The 20,111-nt window shown below is 56.0% G+C and carries 21 protein-coding genes; 7 read left to right on the top strand and 14 right to left on the bottom strand.

Annotation, left to right across the window (positions count from 1 at the left end):
* The first annotated feature begins 2 nt into the window (after positions 1-2).
* The 4 genes from nthA to AXG89_RS29270 all read left to right on the top strand — a co-directional run bounded on the left by nthA (position 3) and on the right by AXG89_RS29270 (position 3,572).
* Positions 3-629, top strand: a complete 627-nt coding sequence (nthA, locus tag AXG89_RS29285; RefSeq protein ID WP_062173323.1) for a nitrile hydratase subunit alpha — start codon at positions 3-5, stop codon at positions 627-629.
* A 13-nt stretch (positions 630-642) separates the two neighbouring features.
* The gene (locus AXG89_RS29280) at positions 643-978 is read left to right on the top strand and encodes an SH3-like domain-containing protein (protein ID WP_218778169.1); all 336 of its coding nucleotides are present in this window, start codon (positions 643-645) and stop codon (positions 976-978) included.
* Positions 979-1,294: 316 nt separating this feature from the next.
* Positions 1,295-2,350, top strand: a complete 1,056-nt coding sequence (locus AXG89_RS29275; RefSeq protein ID WP_062173325.1) for a HoxN/HupN/NixA family nickel/cobalt transporter — start codon at positions 1,295-1,297, stop codon at positions 2,348-2,350.
* Positions 2,351-2,654: 304 nt separating this feature from the next.
* Positions 2,655-3,572 carry an AraC family transcriptional regulator gene (locus AXG89_RS29270; protein WP_062173327.1) on the top strand — a complete coding sequence of 306 codons (918 nt, stop codon included), beginning with the start codon at positions 2,655-2,657 and terminating at the stop codon, positions 3,570-3,572.
* A 276-nt stretch (positions 3,573-3,848) separates the two neighbouring features.
* Here AXG89_RS29270 and AXG89_RS29265 read toward each other — a convergent pair whose 3' ends face one another.
* The 13 genes from AXG89_RS29265 to AXG89_RS29205 form a co-directional block, all read right to left on the bottom strand.
* On the bottom strand, positions 3,849-4,541 hold the full coding sequence (locus AXG89_RS29265; protein ID WP_062173330.1) for an MBL fold metallo-hydrolase: 693 nt from the start codon (positions 4,539-4,541) through the stop codon (positions 3,849-3,851).
* A 13-nt stretch (positions 4,542-4,554) separates the two neighbouring features.
* A complete protein-coding gene (gene cynS / locus AXG89_RS29260) occupies positions 4,555-5,004 on the bottom strand; it encodes a cyanase (RefSeq protein WP_062173332.1) in 450 nt (149 codons plus the stop codon).
* 31 nt (positions 5,005-5,035) lie between these two features.
* Complete coding sequence (locus tag AXG89_RS29255; RefSeq protein WP_062173334.1) at positions 5,036-5,962, bottom strand: ABC transporter ATP-binding protein; 927 nt, start codon at positions 5,960-5,962, stop codon at positions 5,036-5,038.
* The gene (locus AXG89_RS29250; RefSeq protein WP_062173336.1) at positions 5,952-6,848 is read right to left on the bottom strand and encodes an ABC transporter permease; all 897 of its coding nucleotides are present in this window, start codon (positions 6,846-6,848) and stop codon (positions 5,952-5,954) included. Before AXG89_RS29250 ends, AXG89_RS29255 begins: the two co-directional genes overlap by 11 nt.
* 17 nt (positions 6,849-6,865) lie before the next feature.
* Entirely contained in the window at positions 6,866-8,245 is a 1,380-nt protein-coding gene (locus AXG89_RS29245; protein WP_062173338.1) for a CmpA/NrtA family ABC transporter substrate-binding protein, read from the bottom strand.
* Positions 8,246-8,284: 39 nt separating this feature from the next.
* Positions 8,285-9,628 carry an FAD-dependent oxidoreductase gene (locus AXG89_RS29240; RefSeq protein ID WP_062173340.1) on the bottom strand — a complete coding sequence of 448 codons (1,344 nt, stop codon included), beginning with the start codon at positions 9,626-9,628 and terminating at the stop codon, positions 8,285-8,287.
* Positions 9,625-10,752 (bottom strand): acyl-CoA dehydrogenase family protein, encoded by a 1,128-nt coding sequence (locus tag AXG89_RS29235; protein WP_236873548.1) that lies wholly within the window; start codon positions 10,750-10,752, stop codon positions 9,625-9,627. The genes AXG89_RS29240 and AXG89_RS29235 overlap by 4 nt, the downstream gene beginning before the upstream one ends.
* A 76-nt stretch (positions 10,753-10,828) precedes the next feature.
* The gene (locus tag AXG89_RS29230; RefSeq protein ID WP_082771651.1) at positions 10,829-11,314 is read right to left on the bottom strand and encodes an OsmC family protein; all 486 of its coding nucleotides are present in this window, start codon (positions 11,312-11,314) and stop codon (positions 10,829-10,831) included.
* A gap of 287 nt (positions 11,315-11,601) precedes the next feature.
* Positions 11,602-13,131, bottom strand: a complete 1,530-nt coding sequence (locus AXG89_RS29225; RefSeq protein ID WP_236873549.1) for a sigma-54 interaction domain-containing protein — start codon at positions 13,129-13,131, stop codon at positions 11,602-11,604.
* 1,152 nt (positions 13,132-14,283) lie between these two features.
* A complete protein-coding gene (locus tag AXG89_RS29220) occupies positions 14,284-14,622 on the bottom strand; it encodes a type II toxin-antitoxin system RelE/ParE family toxin (protein ID WP_062173346.1) in 339 nt (112 codons plus the stop codon).
* Positions 14,619-14,855, bottom strand: a complete 237-nt coding sequence (locus AXG89_RS29215; RefSeq protein WP_062173348.1) for a type II toxin-antitoxin system ParD family antitoxin — start codon at positions 14,853-14,855, stop codon at positions 14,619-14,621. The genes AXG89_RS29220 and AXG89_RS29215 overlap by 4 nt, the downstream gene beginning before the upstream one ends.
* Before the next feature lie 360 nt (positions 14,856-15,215).
* Complete coding sequence (locus tag AXG89_RS29210) at positions 15,216-15,737, bottom strand: RES family NAD+ phosphorylase (protein ID WP_062173350.1); 522 nt, start codon at positions 15,735-15,737, stop codon at positions 15,216-15,218.
* Positions 15,734-16,141 carry a hypothetical protein gene (locus AXG89_RS29205; protein WP_062173352.1) on the bottom strand — a complete coding sequence of 136 codons (408 nt, stop codon included), beginning with the start codon at positions 16,139-16,141 and terminating at the stop codon, positions 15,734-15,736. The genes AXG89_RS29210 and AXG89_RS29205 overlap by 4 nt, the downstream gene beginning before the upstream one ends.
* Before the next feature lie 578 nt (positions 16,142-16,719).
* On the opposite strand from AXG89_RS29205, the gene flgM reads away from it, so the two are divergent.
* From flgM to AXG89_RS29190, 3 genes are all read left to right on the top strand, one after another.
* Positions 16,720-17,025, top strand: coding sequence for a flagellar biosynthesis anti-sigma factor FlgM (gene flgM, locus AXG89_RS29200; RefSeq protein WP_062173354.1), 306 nt, complete (start codon positions 16,720-16,722; stop codon positions 17,023-17,025).
* 438 nt (positions 17,026-17,463) lie between these two features.
* Positions 17,464-17,793: an RHS repeat-associated core domain-containing protein gene (locus AXG89_RS29195; protein WP_086386656.1), complete on the top strand. Its 330-nt coding sequence runs from the start codon at positions 17,464-17,466 to the stop codon at positions 17,791-17,793.
* A 160-nt stretch (positions 17,794-17,953) separates the two neighbouring features.
* Positions 17,954-18,583 carry a hypothetical protein gene (locus AXG89_RS29190; RefSeq protein ID WP_062173356.1) on the top strand — a complete coding sequence of 210 codons (630 nt, stop codon included), beginning with the start codon at positions 17,954-17,956 and terminating at the stop codon, positions 18,581-18,583.
* 7 nt (positions 18,584-18,590) lie between these two features.
* Here AXG89_RS29190 and AXG89_RS29185 read toward each other — a convergent pair whose 3' ends face one another.
* Positions 18,591-19,718, bottom strand: a complete 1,128-nt coding sequence (locus AXG89_RS29185; protein ID WP_062173358.1) for an AAA family ATPase — start codon at positions 19,716-19,718, stop codon at positions 18,591-18,593.
* Positions 19,719-20,111: the final 393 nt, after the last annotated feature.

Here is a 20,111-nt window from a genome sequence, read left to right as displayed (position 1 = left end):
AAATGGCTGAAGAACACGTACACGATCATTCGGAGCATGCGGCGATTGAGCATGACGATATGCCTAGCTACTATGCGATCCTCGAATTGTCGATTCGCGAACTGCTCATTGAGCGAGGCTTGATCACCGCCGATGAGGTACGTCACCAGATTGAGGTTCTCGACTCGAGATCGCCCACGCTTGGCGCGAAACTAGTTGCTCGCGCGTGGACGGACCCCAAGTTCAAGGAAAGGCTTCTTGCGAATGGGAATTCAGCCTCCGAAGAAATGGGAATCTCAATCTACGACGACACGCAGTTCACTGTTCTTGAAAACACCGATTCGGTTCACAACCTCATTGTCTGTACGCTTTGTTCTTGTTACCCCCGCCCAGTATTGGGCTTGCCCCCAGATTGGTATAAAAGTAAGCCGTATCGCTCGAGAGCCGTACGAGAACCGCGTTCCGTTCTCGCAGAGTTTGGCACTCATATCGCTGACAACGTCGAAGTGCGTGTCAACGACTCGACATCAAATCTGCGTTACTTAGTGTTGCCCGTCAGACCTAAGGGTACCGAGCACTACACGGAAGCACAGTTGGCTAAACTGGTTACGCGCGACACCATGATTGGTGTTTCCGTCCCGCACGCTTAATAGGAGAGTGAAAGTGATCGATACATCGATGCTTGTCAAAAAGCTTGTCAACGACTTTGGCGGGACGGGCGCCCACGAGCCTGTTCCCATGGCTGAGCACGAGCTTTTGCCATGGGAAAAACGCTGCCATGCACTCCTGGACGTTCTTGATTTTCACAAGATTGTGAACACCGAAGAGAAGCGCCGCGGTACAGAAGAAATCGGAGCTGAGATGGCAGCGAAGCTGACGTACTACGAAAAGTGGATCGTGTCCGCATCGCACTGCCTACTGCAAAAAGGCGTGCTGACACCCGATGAAATTGGACGTAAGACCAAGGAAGTTTCCGTCCGCCTCGGTGTCCCAGTTTAGTCTCAATGTTTCGGAACTCTGAGACTCGACATCGGCGTGCGGTGTCTTGTGACCGGGTTGATGGACCGGATATCGGCGGCTGTAGAAACTAGGTAACAGTCGCCGAGTCGGTGCTGCTATTCGACATTCCTTCAGCAACCGTGGATAACGCGCCTGCGCAATCCAGGCTTGGTTGCACATGGCTGGGTCTGGCACAAAACAACGATCGATCGCGCATCAAGCGTGCATTACCGGCGCACTTCGTTAGGCCGGCGGCATGAGACACAGACTGACTTGTTAATCTGATAGCGATGCTCACACTCTCAAGCGGGATATTATGTTTGCGCAGGTCATTGCCATTTTTAGTCAATCCAACAAGCCAATTCGTCGCAAGTTAGTTGGCACATACGGCTTCCTAATCGGCTTAAACATTGTAGCGTGGCTATGGGCCTTCATTGCATTCCGGTTACATCCAGTTCTACTGGGCACCGCTTTGCTCGCTTATGGCTTTGGCTTACGCCATGCGGTAGACGCGGACCACATCGCGGCGATTGATAATGTGACGCGCAAATTGATGCAAGATGGCAAACGCCCGGTCACTGTTGGTTTGTTCTTTTCCCTCGGACATTCAAGCGTCGTTATTTTGGTTTCCGTAGCGGTCGCTGTTATAGCCACCGCGATGACGGGTCGTTTCGCGCAGTATAAGGCGATCGGGGCAATAGTTAGCACGTCAGTATCGACGCTTTTCCTGCTCACGGTTGCCTTGATGAACGTGCTTATTCTTATTTCGATCCTGAAAACTTTGCGTAGGGTGAGGGGTGGAGGCGCCTACGTCGACGACGAATTTGACGCACTACTTTCAAAGCGCGGTCTTATCTCCCGGATACTCCGGCGGGTGTTTCGTTTTGTCAGCGCAAGCTGGCATATGTTTCCGCTTGGCTTCCTCTTCGGGTTGGGATTCGATACCTCAAGCGAGATATCGTTGCTCGGCCTGTCTGCGGACCAGGCAGCGCACGGGCTGTCACCTTGGGCGATTATGGTATTTCCGCTTCTTTTCAGCGCAGGTATGTCGCTCGTTGACACAGTTGATGGCCACCTGATGCTCGGCGCCTATGGTTGGGCTTATCTACAACCGCTTCGAAAAATTTACTACAATGCAACGATAACGCTTATCTCTGTCGCGGTGGCGATCATTGTAGGCGGCGTCGAAGCGCTTGGGTTGATCGCTGATAGGTTTAAGCCACAGGGTCAATTGTGGGATATCGTGGGTGCTTTGAACGAGAATTTCGGCACTTTAGGTTATGTGATCATAGGTGTGTTTATCTTTAGCTGGTTCGTCTCCGGTTGGATCCACCGCCGTCAAACGTTCAACACTAACGAGCTCAAGGGATAGTGTGAAAGGGGCGACTGGTCTGCTTGAAAGATCGCTAACGCAAGCGATGAAAACTTCGCTCCGCTGGCGCGCACTCCCGGCGCGGGACGTCCAGATCATGGTCGCACTTGCGTGAGGTTCGTTTTCAACGCAAATTCTGCGTGGAGGGAATATTGCTGCTTCCGTAGGAGGCTTCGGTGCAATTGTTAAGAACAGTAACGATCGTTCAGCGCGGTCAGGACGCCCTTGCAGAAATTGGCGCAAGCCATTTTTGCATGGCCTAGGTGTTATGCTCCGGTTTCCGCGCAGATAAGCGAGCGATTCGATGGATGCACTTGACCGGTTGATCGAGCTAAGCCGTCTTAGAGGGTCGCTGCAAAAGCGCTGCCTTTTAGGCGGAGACTGGTCCCTCGACCACGCCCGGATGCCCGACGGCGAAGCGCTGTTTCACGTCGTTGTCAGCGGGGAGTGCGTTCTTCGACTACGCGACGGTCCCGAAACTGTGCTACGTGCTGGTCACATCGCCATGCTGCCGCGCGGCGATGCACACGTGTTATCTGTGCATCGTCGGGTAGGCGCCGACGTCCACACTTCCGCCTTGACAAGTCACTTCAATGGCGCGGTCACAGTAAGCACAAACAGTCAAACGAATGATCCGGACATTGACCTGTTATGCGGAAGGTTTGACTATTTGCCGAATGCGCTCTTGATCGCTGTCCTACCTGATATTGTTGTCGCGCCCTTTTTGAGCGGTAATGTAAGCGATCTGGCAAGTATTGTAGGAATTATGCGAAGGGAAGCCGACCAGGCTGGGCCTGGCGCACTTTCAATTGTGTCCGCGCTATGTACCGCGTTGTTTGCCATGATGCTACGGGCACATGTCGCGCTTCAACCGGCATCGGTGGACATATTGACATTGCTTGCCAGCCCGCGTATTGGGGCCTCCGTCATCGCCATGCTTGAGCGCCCTGCGGAAAAATGGACGATCGAACTGCTTGCGGAACGCTCAGCGATGTCACGCGCCACGTACACTCGTGCTTTTTCCGCTTTGAGCGTCGATTCGCCGATGGTCCTGCTCGCTCGCATACGGATGCAACTCGCCGGTATGCTTCTTTCTCGAACCTTAAAACCCATCGCCGAAATAGCGGATGATGTTGGTTACCAGTCAGAATCCGCGTTTAGCAAAAAATTTAAGGACGCCTTCGGGGTAGGCCCAGGGCTATTCCGGCAAACGCGTGTTTGATTGGACGAGTCGACAAGCCTTGCTACAAATCCGTCGAGCTAGCTTGGGCTCTGGCGTTCGGGATAAGTCGTCAACATCGTGCCGACGCGGTAACGGAGTGCCGTGGCGCGGGCGTACTATCTCTTGTTGGCCCTCATGTTAATTGAGTTGAGCCTTATAAAAGCGAAACCCCTTAAATTCGACACCTTCGAGCCGAAAAGCACCCCTTGGTTTCGTCGAAGTTAATTATATCGACGCCGATGAATGTCGTCAGCAAAGGGAAAATGGCCCTACCGGCTATTGTCCACACGCCAGGTTTGCAGGAACGGCGATGTCCATCATCGCGGGATTCGGCAGACGAAGCCCTTCCATAGTGGCGACATATTCGCTTTCAGTCCTGCCGGCCAGACGAGGATTAAGCCGACGCTCATCGCCTATGGTCGACGCTGTGCAGCCTTTATAGTCATGCGCCGGGTAGAGCACGGTTTCGTCGGGCAACGTAAAGAGCTTATTGACGATTGAATCCCAGGAGCGGCGGGCATCCCCGCCCTGGAAGTCGGTGCGGCCGCTGCCGCGAATCAGCAATACGTCGCCGCTAAAAACGGCTTGCGGCTTTGCCGGATTCAGTACAAAACTGAACGATTCATCGGTATGGCCCGGCGTATAGATCGCCTTCAGTTCAATCCCATCCACCTTCAGCAGATCGCCCTCACGCACACGTTGCGACACACACAGCGCTTTGGACATGTCGCCCATGATCGTCACGCAACCCGTTGCATCACGCAAGTCACCTAGTGCTGTGATGTGATCGGCGTGCGTATGGGTATCAATCGCGTGAACGAGTCGCGCACCCATGGCGTTAATCGCCGCCACGTAGGTCTCCGACTGCGATTTGACGGGATCGATGATCAGCGCCTCGCCATTTTCGCGCGATACCAAAAGGTACGTGAATGTGCTTGACGCTGGATCGAAGAACTGTCGGAAGATCATTTTGGAAGGCCGCTTAATAGCTCTTGTACGGCAGGAATTTTCCGGATAAAACAACTTTTACACGGTCGCCCTTCGGGTCCGCTTCGCGCTGGATGTCCATCGAAAAGTCGATGGCGCTCATGATGCCGTCGCCAAATTCTTCGTGGATTAATTCCTTGATCGTGGTGCCATACACGCTGACGATTTCATACCAGCGATAGATCAGCGGGTCGGTCGGCACAGCACTGGGCAACGAGCCCTTGTAAGGGACGATTTGCAGCCACGCCACGGCTTCTTCGGACAATCCGAAAATCTCCCCCATCATTTCTGCCTGAGCCTTGTTCAGTGTCATCTGACCCAGACACGCGGCGGTCGTCCACTCCTTGCTCTGCCCGATTTTTTCGGCAATATCGCTCCATTTCAAACCCTTGGCGACTTTGGCGGATACGATCATTTGTGTTACTTCAGTGCGACCGGAAATCATGATAGTGCTCCTTTAATGAAAAAATGAAATCTCAAGCGATGGCCCGGATGAGCGCGCCGGAATGTCCTGCGGACGCGCCGTCGTTGTCCAGGCCTGGACGCACGAGACGCGGCTGGGTTTGCTCGTCTTCATCGGACGGCCCGAACTCACGCGAACGACGCACGAGGAAGTCGACCAAGTGATTGCGTATCCGATAAAACTGCGGGTCGTGATGAATGGTTTCGCGCTGGCGATCAGCCGGCAGCGTGTTCACGACAATCTCTGCAATTCGCGCACGGGGCCCGTTGTTCATCAGCATGATCTTGCTGGAAAGCAGGATGGCTTCGTCCACGTCGTGCGTGATCATGAAGACGGTCTGCCGCGTTGCCGCGCAGATCTTCAGCAACTCGTCTTGAATGACGCCACGGGTGAGGGCGTCGAGCGCGCCGAACGGTTCGTCGAGTAACAGCATTTTGGGTTCGAGGGCAAAGGCCCGCGCAATGCCGACGCGCTGTTTCATGCCCCCTGACAACTCGGACGGTTTTTTCTTTTCCGAGCCCTTCAATCCCACCATGTCGATGAACCGCATGCCGTGCTCCGCTATCTGCGCGCGCGTCCATGTTGGATGCCGCGACCGCACGGCGAACGCAATGTTCGCTTCCACCGTGAGCCACGGCAGAAGCGCGTGTCCCTGGAACACCACGCCGCGGTCAAGCCCCGGCCCTGATATCTCCCGGTTGCCCATGATGACGTGGCCGCTGCTTGCTTCTTCAAGCCCGGCAACTACGTTAAGGATCGTACTTTTCCCGCAGCCGGAATGTCCGATTACGCAGACAAATTCGCCTTGCCCAATGGCAAAACTGACGTTCTCGAAGACGGGTGGCGCGTCTTTCTTGTATCGCTTGGAAAGGCCTTCAACGCGGATGAAAGGGGCCGCATTCGCCGTCTGTCCCGTCTGGCTAGCCGTGTCAGTCAACATACGTCACCTTGCGTTGAAGTTGAGCAAAGAGGAAATCGAGGCCCATGCCGACCAGCCCGATTAGCAGCACCGAAAACAGCACGTTGGACAGCGACAGGTTGTTCCATTCGTTCCACAGGAAATAGCCGATGCCCGTGCCGCCCACTAGCATCTCGGCCGCGACGATCACAAGCCATGCGATACCCATTGAGATGCGCATGCCGGTCACGATAGTAGGTGCGGCAGCCGGCAAGATCACGGTCAGCGCCCGTCGCAGCGGCGGCACTTCGAGTGTGCGCGCAACATTTAGCCAGTCACGGCGGACCGCCGCTACACCGAACACGGTGTTGACCAGCATGGGCCAGACGGAGCAGATAAAGATCACGAACACGGCGGAGGCCGATGAACTCTTGATGGTGTAAAGCGCGATTGGCATCCAGGCAAGGGGCGAGATGGGCTTGAGTACCTGGATAAAGGGATTGAATGTCAGGAACGCGAGCTCTGACATGCCGATCAGGAAGCCAAGCGGCACGGCCACAAGCAGCGCCAGGATATAACCGGTCGCTACGCGGACAAGCGAAAAGCCGAGCTGAATGCCAATCCCTTTATCGTTCGGACCGTCGTCATGGAAGGGATGCGCGATCTGCGTCGATGCTTCCTCGACGAACTGCGCCGGAGTCGGAAAACCGGTCACCTTCGCTGGCGCTGAATCCGCTGCACCCGTCTCCGGAATCTTGCCCATCAGCATGGCGTATTCAGTGGCTTCGGCGCTTGCTGTTGTCTGTATTTTGGCGGTTGGTACGTCAGGCAACGTTGCCGCCTCCCAGACGATGACCAGCAGCGCCAGCACCGCCAGCGAGCACAGCGCGGCCCTATGCCTGAGCGTTAAACGCGTTGATAGCGACATGATCACTCCTCCTGCGCTCACGCGCGCTTGATGGCGAAACTATGAAGGTAGTCGTCAGGACGGCTCGAATCGAACGGGTGGCCCATGACGGTGATAGGCCTGTAACCGCCGGCATTTGCAGCAGCGGGGATCGGCTCGCCGACCTGACGCATCGCGTTGCGGGCATCGGTCATCAGGAAGACTTTTTCAGCGAGCGCCTGATAGTCCACCTCGCCCTTGACGTAACCCCATCGCTTCATCTGCGTCATCATCCAGACCGCCATGGAATACCATGGCAACGGGTCGAAATCGACGCGATCGGGCACGCGTTGAACGTGGCCGAGGCCGTCGGCGAAGGTTCCTGTCAACACTTGGCGCACGACGAGTTCCGGTTGGTTCAGATAGGCCGGCGCCGAGATCATTTTCGCGAGCGCAGGGCGATTCGAAGACTCGTGGGCGAACGCGGCCGCCTTCAGATTCGCACGGTAAAGGGCGGCAAACGTGTTCGGATTCTGCCGGATAAACGCCTCGGGCACGCTGAACGAACAGCACGGATGACCCGCCCAGATGTCTCGCGACAACACGTGAATAAATCCCACTTCATCGAACACAGCACGCTGGTTGAACGGGTCCGGTCCAAGAAATCCGTCGATGTTGCCCGCCCGCAAATTTGCGATCATCTCAGCGGGTGGCGTCACGCGTAATTGCACGTCGCGATCCGGGTCGATGCCATGCTCCGCCAGGTAATAACGCAGCAGGAAGTTGTGCATCGAAAAATCGAAGGGAATCGCAAACCTGAAGCCTTTCCAGTTGCGCGGATCGCGATTGTCCTTGTGCTTCAGCGCGAGTACGATGGCCTGGCCATTGACGTTCTGAATGGTTGCCACCCGGGTTGGGGAGGGCTGCGAACCAATTCCCATCGATATCGCCAGCGGCATAGGCGCAAGCATGTGGGACGCGGCAAGCTCATGGTTCAGCATCTGGTCCCGGACGAGTGCCCAACCGCCGACTTTGCGTAAGGTGACGTTGAGTCCCTGCTCTTTGTAGTAGCCAAGCGGTTCGGCGGCAATGAGCGGCGTCGCGCACGTGACCGGCAGGAAGCCGACGTTCAGGTCGCGCTTCTCGAGGTTGCCGCTCTTGTCTTCGGCAAAAGCTTCCTGCATCGCTGATATGGGCAGCACGCTGTACACCGCGGCTATCGCGGCGCTCTTGCCGACCGCACGGATAAACGCGCGCCGCGCGGTATCGCGGGGGAACAACGCGCGCACTGCAGCCGCCTCTACAAAGTCCCTTGAGAGCGAGTCAGCGTCGGTCGCGCTGGCTCGGACGTGCTCCGCCTGACTTGGATGCCGTCCGCATGCGCAGCCGCCTAGCGCCGTGTGACCGTCGAAAGGACCGTAACGGTTGTGGCTCTCCATCTGTTTCCCCTGAATGATCCACGCGTTGAAGGCAAAGGCTTACTCCGCGAGCTCGAGGCTGCGCTGACCGACTTTCAATGAGGCAGTGACCACGCCGTCGCAATACTGCGCCATGGACAGGTATTGATCATCCTCGTCGACTACTTCCCATTGCAAATCACGAGACGGCACACCGCGCATCAAAATAGGCAGTGACCGCGTCTTCACGCGCAGTACGGGCGGCTGGTGTTGATAGCCCGGGTGAGGGCGCTTGAGCACGGCGTGAGCAATGGCTTCTGCTTGCCCCGCTATCGGTTCGATATACCGGCAGGGCGCACCTTCCAGGCTGATGCAATCGCCGAGCGCATAAATATCCGGCGCGCTGGTTCGCAAGGTATGCGAATCGACCACGATGCCATTTTCAAAGCTCAATCCGGCTGCTCGCGCGAGTCTTGGTTCAGTGGCGAGGCCGGTTGCAGACAGCACGAGGTCGGCGCGCAAGGTCTCGCCATTCGTCGTCTGTATGATGCGCTCACCCTGGTAGTTCTGCGTGACGCTTGCGACCATGCGGCTCGCCTTGTACTGCACGCCCGCCGTTGCCCAGCTACTCAAAAGTCGTGCCGATGCCTTCTCGGGCAAGAGACCTGTGAGCGGTGCCGTGTGCACATCGAGTACGGTGACGTGATGACCGGCGCGCGCAAAGTCCTCCGCCAGTTCGCAACCGATCAATCCCGCCCCGATCACGGCAATCCGTTTCGGACCTGACGCAACCGCGCGCTGCACGCCGCCCCACATGGCGAGATCATTGATGCGCCAGCATAAGTCCTTGGGCAAGGCGTCCGGCATGACCGGGCACGCGCCTTGGGCCAGCACCAGCTGCGTGTAGGTGACGGCGCCTGCGGTGGTGCGCAACTGATGCAGCGACGGAGAAAGTCCGATCGCAAAGGTGTTGCGCAGCAGGCTTACTTTCAGGCGCGTGGCAGCAGCGGTCGCGGCTTCTGCGATCATCGACTGGGTGGTCTTCTTCTGGCTCAACGCAACCGATAGCTCAGGCTTGCGATATCGGTCGCCTTCGCAGGCAGTCACCAGCGTGATGGGCACGTCGGCATCGAGCGCGCGTAGTGCTTCAGCAACCGCCCATCCCGCCGTGCCGCCACCCACGATTACAACACCCGTTTCACGCGTAACCACCGCTTCGCGTTCTTCACGCGATACCACCACCGGCTCATAAGGCGCGAAATCGCTCTTCTGGACGCCGCATAGCGGGCACACCCAGCTATCGGGGATATCGGCGAAACGCGTGCCGGGTGCGAGGCCGCTGTCGGGGTCGCCCGCTTGCTCGTCGTAGATCACGCCGCACGCGCGGCAGATGTATTGCCTCCAGTCGCTGATGATGGCGTTCATGCCGGGAACTCCTCTTTGCAGAGCCGTGCCATTTCAAAACGCAGGTGCTTGAGTGCGGGTGTGACGATCGCCACGAAATGCGATTCACGGATGCGCCGTTGAGGCGCGGCGCTCATCAGGTAACCGCGTGCGCCCTGATGCAGCAGCGACGCCTGCGCGGCTCGCAATGCCAGTTCGGAGCCGCGCGCGCGGACATCCAGGACTTCGAGCAAATAGTCCCTGCTGCCGTCATACGGCGTTCTGGCGAGGCGTTGCGCCTGCTGGGCGGTGTCGTCGAGTTCGGCGCGCAGTTCGTTCGGGCGGTCGCTTAGGAAACGGTTGACGTGGCCAAGCATCGGCTCGACTTCGAGGATCGAGTCAATAGCACCCTGGGCCACGCCGAGCGCCATGCCGACCTGCAGCAGGATGAATGCCGGCCGGATCCGTGCGATGAACGGCCTCGCCGGGTCCGCAATGATCTGGGCTTCGCCAACAAAGTAATCGTTGAGTCTCACGCCCCATGTGCTGGTGCCTTCCATGCCCGAGAACACGGGGCAGGGACGTAGTTCGACCCGCGCGTCGCAATCGAGCATGAACATCACTTCATGCGTCACCGTGCCATCGTCGCGCTGCACGCCGGCAATGGCGCCACAATATTGTCCGGCCGCGATATGGCTGACCCATGGCAACGCGCCGTTGATCCGGTAACCACCGGGGACACGCGTCGCACGCAGCATCATGGGTTCGATGCCGGAAAACGCTTTCATCGGATTCGACAGGGCGGTACCGCCGAACGTCCGGCCTTCGGCGTGCGCATCGAGCCGCGCGCCCCTCAGCGCCGGATTGCCGGATTGCTCCATGTACAGCCCGCAGACATCGTGCGACCACATCAGGAAACCGGTCGCACCGCACGCACGGCTCGCGCGCTGCATGGCATCCACAGACACACCCACGCGCGCGCCGTAGCGATCCAGATGCACCCCAAGCGCGCCGGCCCGTCCAAGCGCCGCCAGGATCTCGAGCGGATAATGCCCTTCGTCGATGCGCACCGCCGCATCCTTCAGCGGTCCATCCGAAATGCGTTCTACATCCGCCATGACGGCGTCGTCGGTCCAGCGTCCGACGCGCGCGCGGTCGGCAAGCATTGCGCTTTCCATCATGTTTTCCTTGGCATTCGAGGGGCGTTGCAGGGTGCGATCCGGCTCGTTACGAACGCCGTGACTAGTCGGCCAGCGTGACCGTCATGGGGATCGGGTTGCGAACCGAGTTGGCGACGGGCGAGTAGAAGTTGGCCTGCCGCACGATGTCGTCGAGCACGTCGCGCGAAGCGTCGCCCTCGATCAGTACTTTCACGCGGATATCCTGGAAGCCCATTTGAGAGGGTTGCATCTCAGCGCCACCGGCGCCCCATGCGGCCGGATTGCCAATATCTGCTTCCAGCGAGAGTTCAAGTTTCGTGAGCTTCACCTGCTTCCATGTGGCAACGGCCGTGATGCCGACTGCAAGGCAACCGCCCAGTCCGGACAGCGCAACTTCGCCCGGCGCGGGTGCGGTGTCGTCGCCAAACAGGTGAAGCGGTTCGTCGACGACGACCGGCTCGTGCTTGCCAACATAGCTCAGTGAACGGTACTTGCCTTGCAAGACGGTGCGGACATTGTTCTTGCCGCGTGAGCCGGGGTTGTTGCGGCCTTTTTCCGCGAAGGTCATGAGGCCGTCGCGATCGATCGGGCTGAGGAACGCGGTAACGATTGAGGAAGTGTTCGTGGTCAAGGCTGGCTCCTGATAGGAAAGTGTCGCTAACCGCCTGAGGCATCCATGCCATGCGGTTGCGACTATTCCAATGCAACAGATATGCCAGTAGGTTGGTGAATCGTGTCCAGCCTTGTCGGGAGAGGCTCTGCGCCGAATTTCCGTGCCCCGGTAACGATGCCGTGACAAATGAAGCGGGCCTTGGAAATGTTGACATTGTTAGCAATGTCAACATTGTTTAAAGGTCATAGGGCGCCTTGGCCTAGCTTTTTCCATCGATAGTCGAACTGTCGCGCCGTCATCCCGAGCATTTGCGCTGCCCTGGACTTGTTGCCGCCGCATTGCTGAAGGGCATGAAGCAGGGTATCGACGGAATGCGAATTCACGCTGCCGTAAGGGCGCAATGACAACTGGTGCGAAGCCAGCGTGGGTGCAACCTTTACGGTCTTCTCGACCACGCCGGACTCGAGCGGCAGGAAGCGATCTATATCCGCCGCGTCCAGCAAGGGCTGCTCCGCGAGCAACACGATTCGTTCGATCAGGTTGGCCAACTCACGAATGTTGCCGGGCCACGAATAGTCTTGCAGCCGCACGAGCGCGGCCGCCGTGAGGTTGACGTTACGCTGGTTCACTTGATTCACGTGACTGATGAAATGCAGTGCGAGCTCGCGGATGTCCTCGTGACGCTCGGCGAGTGAAGGCAGGCTGATCGGAATGACGTTGAGCCGGTAGTACAGGTCCTGCCGGAACGTGCCGCTCGCCACGCCGCTCAACAGGTCTCGATGCGTTGCCGCGACCAACCGCACGTCGACGCGAATCTCGCGTTTGCCGCCGAGGCGCGTAAGCGTGCCCTCCTGAAGCGTGCGCAGCAGTTTCGTTTGAAGGGTCAGCGGCATCTCGCCGATTTCATCGAGGAAGATCGTGCCAGCGTCGGCCTGTTCAAACCAGCCGGCGCGCGCGGTGGCCGCGCCCGTAAACGCGCCGCGCTCGTAGCCAAAGAGCTCTGACTCAAACAGGGTTTCGGGAATAGCCGCGCAATTGATCTTGATAAACGCTTTGTCGCGACGTGGACTCGCCAGATGTAATGCACGGGCGAACAGCTCCTTGCCAGTACCGGATTCGCCCAGCAGTAACACGCTCGCCGATGAATCCGAGACGCGCTCCAGTTCGGAAATAGCCCGTAACAATCTCGGCGAGGTTCCGATGATTCCATAGCGCGCGCTGCTCGACGCTAGCGCCTGCGCCAGGACGGCGTTGCGCTGTTCAAGCGCGCGAGTCTTCTCTTCCAGGTTGGCTTCGAGTTGCAGGAGCTGGCCGACCAGCGTGGCGAGAATACGAAGGAGCGTCACGTCGTCGGCAAGGGCTCGGCTGCGCGTCCTGATGCGGTGGCACGCCAGCACCCCCACCGTCGTCTGTCCCCTCATGATGGGCAACGCGATAAAGGAAACAGGCCCTGGCGGCAGCTTCGAGCGTTCGACCGCCCGGGCAAGGAAACCGGGTTCTGCGTCGATATCCTGCACGATGATCAAATGCCCGTCGCGTAAGACCTGACCCGTGATCCCTTCGCCCTCGTCATAGCGCCCGCGCTCGACTTCCTGCGCCGTGAGCCCGTATGCATGCCTGATACAAGCGGATTGAGCGCCCTCGTCGCGCAACACAACCCGGCCACGGTTCAAACCAAGCAGTTCGGACAGGAGGTGAAGCATTTCACGAAGCACCGGAACGGGCGAAAGGTTCTTGCCAATGAGCGCCATCACCTGCTGCAAAAGCAACATTTCCGACTCACGCCAATGGCCTGGATTTTCCGCTTCAGTCTCGCGAGGGCTGTTCTGCATAGCAATCCAAATGGGGGTAGTCGAACGATGGATCTTCATCAGGATGGCTCTTGATCGCTCGTTCTCGCATGCGTAGCACGGCCAATTTCTCCTCTCCGCAATCTTCCGTCAGGCTGAACATACCTGGATATATTCGTCCTGTCGCAGGTCGGGTCGACTAGCACTCGTCCTGACCGGTGCTTTGTACGCGTATCCTGCCAGATCCGTGGAGTCATGTGAATTTGTCCGTAAATGAGTATGGGCTAGCCTTGAGAAGGCAAGCTGGCGAGTGGCCTGGGTGAAGGCAGTGGTGAGCAGATTGTCCGCTAACACGGAACCTGAGTTCCCCACAGCGGACGTGGACCGGCCGAAGAACGCGACGGTAGCTCAACCGGCTGGCTATTCAAAGTTTCGTTCCGCTGGACGTCCCGGCTAGGGGCCTCACAACGACTTGGCCTTGCTTGGAACGCGCGCGACACTACGTAACGAAAAGGAGGCTTCTCATACGCCGGTACTGCGGCGGTCCCCAAGAACGAGGTTCCTAAAAATGATCGACGCGCCGGGCAGCGACGCCGCTCAGCGAAATGACGGCGGTGGCGTATTGGAAGGCTTAAGTGCCTTTGTACGTATCCGGACTGGCTCGCCTGAATTCTGCCTTGAACCGAGTTCAGCGGCCTTCTCAAGTTCGCCTGTATCAGAGCTGACTGACTTGCTTACGGTTTCATCTAGGCGCTAGAGCGAGCGGCTTTAATTGACGCAGGGCAGCTCCTGTGGGCTTTCGCTTCGGAAGTTTTACCGCAGCCTATCGAAGCTATGGAAGCGTTTGGTTCAATATGATTAGGCTTAATTAGATTAGGCAACCTAAGCGAGTTTACATAAATAGAATGATCGAAATTTAGTTCGCATTCCTATGCGTATTAAGGCGAGCGGATTATCAATTTGTGCAGTGGGCCGTTGCACAAATTCGGATATATGGTGCCTCCAAGGTGCGAGGTGACAGTTTGCGCATGGCGGGGAGGGCTGCTGGCTAGATGCAATGTCCGTGCACGATGGGGCGTCAAAAGGGGGAAGTGCGTGAATGCTCCTCACGGACCTGGTGTCGTGCAGAGGCGGTCAATGAGTCTTATCGTCGTTGCTCTCCAGCCAAGCCGGAATATAACGCTCGCCGTTGAGCACGCGCCAGACTTCCACATGAGCCTCGCGCTCAATATAGAAGATTAGGTGCGGATAGCGATCCAGTGGCCACGACCGCAGGTCTGGGATACCCAGCTCGTACGCGTAACGGGGAGACCCGATGTTCGGGTGCTTGGAGAGACGCTCGTAAGCCTGCTCGATCTCCGCGATGAATCCGAGCGCAGCCTGCTCCGAGCCTTCGTCTACGAGGTAGTACGTCACCTCGTCCTCCATGTCCTGCCTGGCTAGCCTTGTCGGTATGACGGGCTTAGCCCTCATTTGCGAGAAGTACGCACGCGAGCGCGCAGTGATTCGAAGTAGTCGGCGTCAACAGGGGCGGCGAGGCCAGACGATGCGCCCTGCAGGATTATTGCGCGCAGACGCTTGCGATCTTGGTCTTTTCGGATCAGTTCGCGGACGTATTCGCTACTCGTGCCGTACCCGCCCTCGCCAACCTGTTCGTCGACGTAGACCTTCAGCGAATCCGGTAGGGAAATGTTCATGGTCGTCATTAAACAACTCTAGCACGCTTTGGCAAATTTTGCCAAAGTAATGCGGTATTATGAGGCGGCCGATACAAAGTGACTGCTACGGCTTTGGTGCGCATAGATTGTGATCGGTAGTTAGCGTCGGGCGAACAAAGAACCGGATATGCGACCGTGCGCGCGGTGTTCGACCGTACGTTTGGTCAATTCATGCCGATTCATCTTACATAACCTTATGATCATCGGGAGTGCGTATCAGCCCTAGCGGACTAAGCAGCCATGGGCAGCTGCCATCAAATTGCCGCAGGCCTCTCGACGTTAAGGGATCTACCCTCAACTCATAAGAGGCTAGGGCGCACGATGGACGTTTCTGATGCTGTACGAAGTTCAACCCCACGACGACTGATTCTTCGGTAGTGCATTGTGCGGATCGAAAACGTCGAGACGATCGGTTGGGTCGAAATTCTCTGTGTACAGAACGAGATTCGTGCCGTTAGGTGTTAGTCGTGATTTGAAGAGGATACCTTTGGCGCCGCTCAAGACGACCTCATCGCCGATGATCCAACTGGGTGGCTCGATCCGTTCATTGAACCAGCAGTGGCGCCAATCGCAATAAAAATCCTCCCACAAAGGAGACCACTTGCCACTCTCGTATCCACCGGTGAAATCGACTATAGGGGTGGCCGTGAGGCTGTAGCTAACCAGCGTCCCTGGTGGCATCAAGGACGAGAGTTGCTGATACTCTCTGACGGCAGTGTCGTGATCCAATGCGAGGTAAAGCGCGTTGAGTCCGACACGATTCGCACGACCGCCATGCGTTCCTGCTCCAGCGCCGCTCATCGGCGCGACTGCCCACTTCGGGACGAGCATCCGATATACGGTTACGTTAAACAGGTTCGCAAAAATCATCCCGCCGCGCCCGTTTCGAGGGATGCAACGAAACGGATGATATCGTCGGCCCGACCTTCGGATACCAATTGTTCGGCGGTTTTATAGTCGAACACGGGGAGGGGTTCGTTTCTGTACCAAAAAAGCGCCTTCGAGACGTCGCCTGCAAGATCAGTCGCGGCGCGGATCACCCTTAGGGCATCGCGAAGAAACCGTTGTACGCTTTCGGACGCAGGTTGCCTGCTGATCGTATTTCGGTGCACGTGCGCTTGCTGCGCCAGGGTCTGCAAGTCAATATGCAAAGCCTCGCCGAATCGACGGGCCGACACAATCGGTGCGGGGTCGTTTGGGTCACGCAACGACGCCATAAATCGATCAAAACCAACATCTGCGCCGGGAACGGTCGCATCTGCATTTGAGTTCATAGCGTCGCCTTGTGCACTTATTTTGCACAATACTAGCACAACTTCGCAGTCTCGCGCTGCTTCCGAAGGCAAGCAATGGGCATGTGTTGGCCCTGAACTACGGGATCTAACAGCAATTTCTTTTCATTGATCGCGTGAGCTTTGCAAAGTCGACCTCGACATTTGCAGGGCCATATTTGACATAGGTAAAGCTGGTCTTTGTGTGGCTCGGGCACCTTTCGAGTCGAGGCACCCGTACAGTGCGCGATGCTTGGCTGCATGGCTTTAGTTGATACCGGGCTAAGGTCGAACCGGTCTATAACTAGCGGCACTCAGCCCTTCGAGTTGCAAATAAACGCTCATCTCGATACGAAGCAAAAAGTGCCGAACCGAGAGTGCACTCTGGTAAAATTGTACCTTTTACAAGGCTAACTGCCTTAATGTGGGATTTCTCACACTTTGTTTCAATTTGTTGCATTTCGTCGGGAAGCTCGCCACGTATGTGTTTGCGGCGGTTTAGGGTGAGGCCGCGCCCTTCGCCATGGTTAAGACTTCGAGCCAAGATCCGTTAAAGGATTCAACAGAACAAGGAGCGCACCATGAAGATCAATTCCAGCAACGTCCCCGCAGCACTTCAGACCAACCAACCGCGTGTCGCCGCCAGAAGCAAGGTGCAGAGCGCGGGCGCGGTGCAGCAGTCCAGCGCAGCCGATGTAACAAGCTCGACGGTGAGCTTGTCGTCCTTGTCGGATCTGGGCGCGACGGGCGCGACGGACATCGACACGGCGAAGGTCGAATCGATCAAGGCCACACTTCGCGACGGCACCTATAGGATCGATTCGGGCAATATCGCTAGCGGTATGCTGAGCAGCGCTAGCGAACTGATGAGGACGCAGTCGCATTGATGGAAGTTGGTCTCAGCGAGCGATTTCCCTTGCTGAGCGAAAGCGTTCGCCGGGGATGTCGCTTTAGTGCTCGTTGAGATGTTTGAGCAAATCCAATGCTGCTGATACCGAATATCACCATTGGAACCGTCGAGAAATCGGGAAGCCCTGGGCCAAAGTGCACTCTTCGAACGCCAACCGATCCTCCCTTGTGACCGGGCTCGTAGTTCATGCAATGGGAACGAGTGGCAGAGCGTCAGTGCTAGAGGTAGGGGCGGCTGATACAGAGTGACTGCTACGGCTTTGGTTCGCATAGACTATGAACGGTAGTTAACGTCGGGCGAACAAAGAAACGGATATGCGACCGTGCGCGCGGTGTTCGACCGTACGTTTGGTCAATTCATGACGTATTAATTTGACATAAGCTTATACACCTCAAGGGAGAATGACGGTACTGGTTTGTATTTTTATCGATCGCGTTATTACAACCCTGCACAAGGCCGTTTCATCAGCGCGGATCCCATTGGATTTGCGAGCGGTCAAAATAGTTTGTATCAATATGTAGATAGCGACCCGATCAACTTCGAGGATCCTAATGGGACTGCGCGTTCACCTACGTCTTGGTGTCCTGAATGTGGTGCGCCGAATGGCAACAAGAATTATCCGAATCCTTACTGTGACAGCTGTTACGGCAAATCAAATGACCCCAACGGGGGGGTACCGTATTTGCCGCTGATTCCGGAACATGAATCACCAGAGCCGCCCGACGGCAAGATGTGTCCCGGATGAACACGGGTATTGCTTCGCGCCAGGTGGTTCATCCCTCATGGCGCGTTGCAAACTTTAACATTCGTAAATCAGTGACCAAGCGTCGTAGCCCTGCGGCAGAGCGTAAAATGCAAGTTGTCTGCAAATGCCTCGTTATGAAATTTCACAGTAGGAAGACTAAATGACCGTGTACATTTCGACATATGACTGGCTTGGGTGCTTGATCGAAGACCACGTGATACATGCAACGGTAGAAGAGGTCGCTCAAACACTTGAGACCAATATTATTGATGTTTTTGGGATTGAACTTGAATCATCTCAAGTCTCAAATATTGAATCCAAATTTAAGATATCGATCAAAAAACCGTTTTGCCGGGCGTCGGTTCGCCCACAATGTTTCGCGGACACTTTACCTTATGCTGTTCACACAAATCGCGAATTACAACTTATGGTTTCCGGATTAAAACCACTCGCGGTATTTTCGGAGCATTATCCAGAGGGATTAGTAAGGAAACTTTTTCCTGAATCGGCATTCGACGAGTTAGTTGCGGCAGGAAAATTGATTAAACGCGAATTTATCGAACACGATATTTCCATGTCGAAAATAAACCCTGCCAACAGGAATGTAAGAACCCGATACATTTTATTTTCAACCATGAGCGAAGAATGGCGCATTGATGCGTACATTCTCTTGCTGTTCAGTGGTATGACTGCAGGCTATGGAGAATTGTATGACAGAATGCAGGGTTCTCTTCTAGGATACGAAGAATGGCAGAATGCAGCATTCATCAAAGCCACACGGGAACGATAGCGTTTATCTATTTATAGTGCCCGAGCATGCTTAATCCTTCCAACCATGTTTGCCCATCCTTCTTGAAGACATTCACCGATGGAACAGATGTCTGATTGGATATTTCGTTGGAAAGCACCTCGGAATGTGTCACAACCCAAACCTGCGTTTTTGTAGCAGCTTTTTGAATCATCTTAGCGAGCGGGCGTAAAAGATTAGGATGTAAGCTACTTTCGGGCTCGTTTAGTGCAATAAAGGGCGGCAAACGATATGCATTAAGTGCTCCTGCAAGCGCCAAAAACCGGACCGTTCCATCAGATAATTCAGATGCATCAAATAAGCGTCCGGGATATTCCAAGTATTCGAGGCCAAACGTAGCCGACTTCTCAGGGAAAGGTACGATCAGTCGGGCGCCGGGAAATGCGTCGGCGACTGCTATGTCCAAGTCAACAGTTTCTTGTCTAATATGTCGTAAAGTAGCAAACACCGCTGCTAAATTACCGCCGTCGGAATCCAGCGCAGAGCTTGTGATTGGAAGGGAGGGCCGCCGCAACGGGGCATCACGGTCGGTTCGAAACTCATGGTAAAACCTCCAAGCTTGCAGAGTAGCGCGTACGGCGTCGAGGTCGGGATAACGCCGGGTATCCCTTAGCGATGCGAGCGCTGTTTCCGACGAGAGCAAGAAATTCATCTTGTCTTGTTCGACTCCTTCATTGTCGACTGCGGACATAAACGCGTTGCGTCGGTGAAGAAGGGTTAATGGTCGCCGGCATTGCAAGTTGATAGGCGATTCGGTTCTTATCTGTGGCTCTAGTGGAAATGCAGGACTAGGAGGCGGAGCGACAAAACCTATCTCGCATTCGTACCTAAAACAGCGTTGATTCGTTTCTCTTTCTGAAAGTTCCACAGTTAAAATAATTCGTGATTTGCCAGCCAGCTTCGATACTCCGGCCCAGATGGCAGATGGCATGCCCCCCTCCCTTACCAGATCCTGCGCTAGGGATCCGTTTGCAGCCGACTGAATAAGTTGCAATGATCGATACAAATTGGTCTTTCCAGTACCGTTTTCGCCAACGAATATATTGAGGCCGCCGAGAGGAAAATCGATTGAGCGAAGCGACCGATATCCCGAAACCTTTATTCTTGAAATATTCATGCTTGGATTTGCCGGAAGGGGTATGTCTTTCAGGATTTACTTAGTAAATTAGCATGTTTCGAGGTCGGGAAACAGTCCATGCGGACGGATGAATTTGAGTCAGTTGGTCTTGTTAGGACAAGCATTTCAAGCATCTGCTGCCGATAGTGTGACAGATTGGCTCCAAGAGCAGGCGATCGCAAATGTCAGCACGGGCGCGTGGCCGCGGGCGACACTTCAAACGGTCAAGTGGGCTCCTTTCCGGTCCGACAATCACTTAAAATCGCTGCGGTTAATGAGTCCAGAGATGAATCGATACCGCCGACAACGTCATTTGACATAATGTTAATTATCACCTATTCGTAAAACGCTTAACAAACGTCGCTCAAAGCCACATTCAGTGGCGGTAAAAAA

This window comes from Burkholderia sp. PAMC 26561 (assembly GCF_001557535.2).
Lineage (GTDB): Bacteria > Pseudomonadota > Gammaproteobacteria > Burkholderiales > Burkholderiaceae > Caballeronia.
Note: the sequence above shows the minus strand (reverse complement) of the source record. Positions and strands in the feature narration are given on the sequence as shown.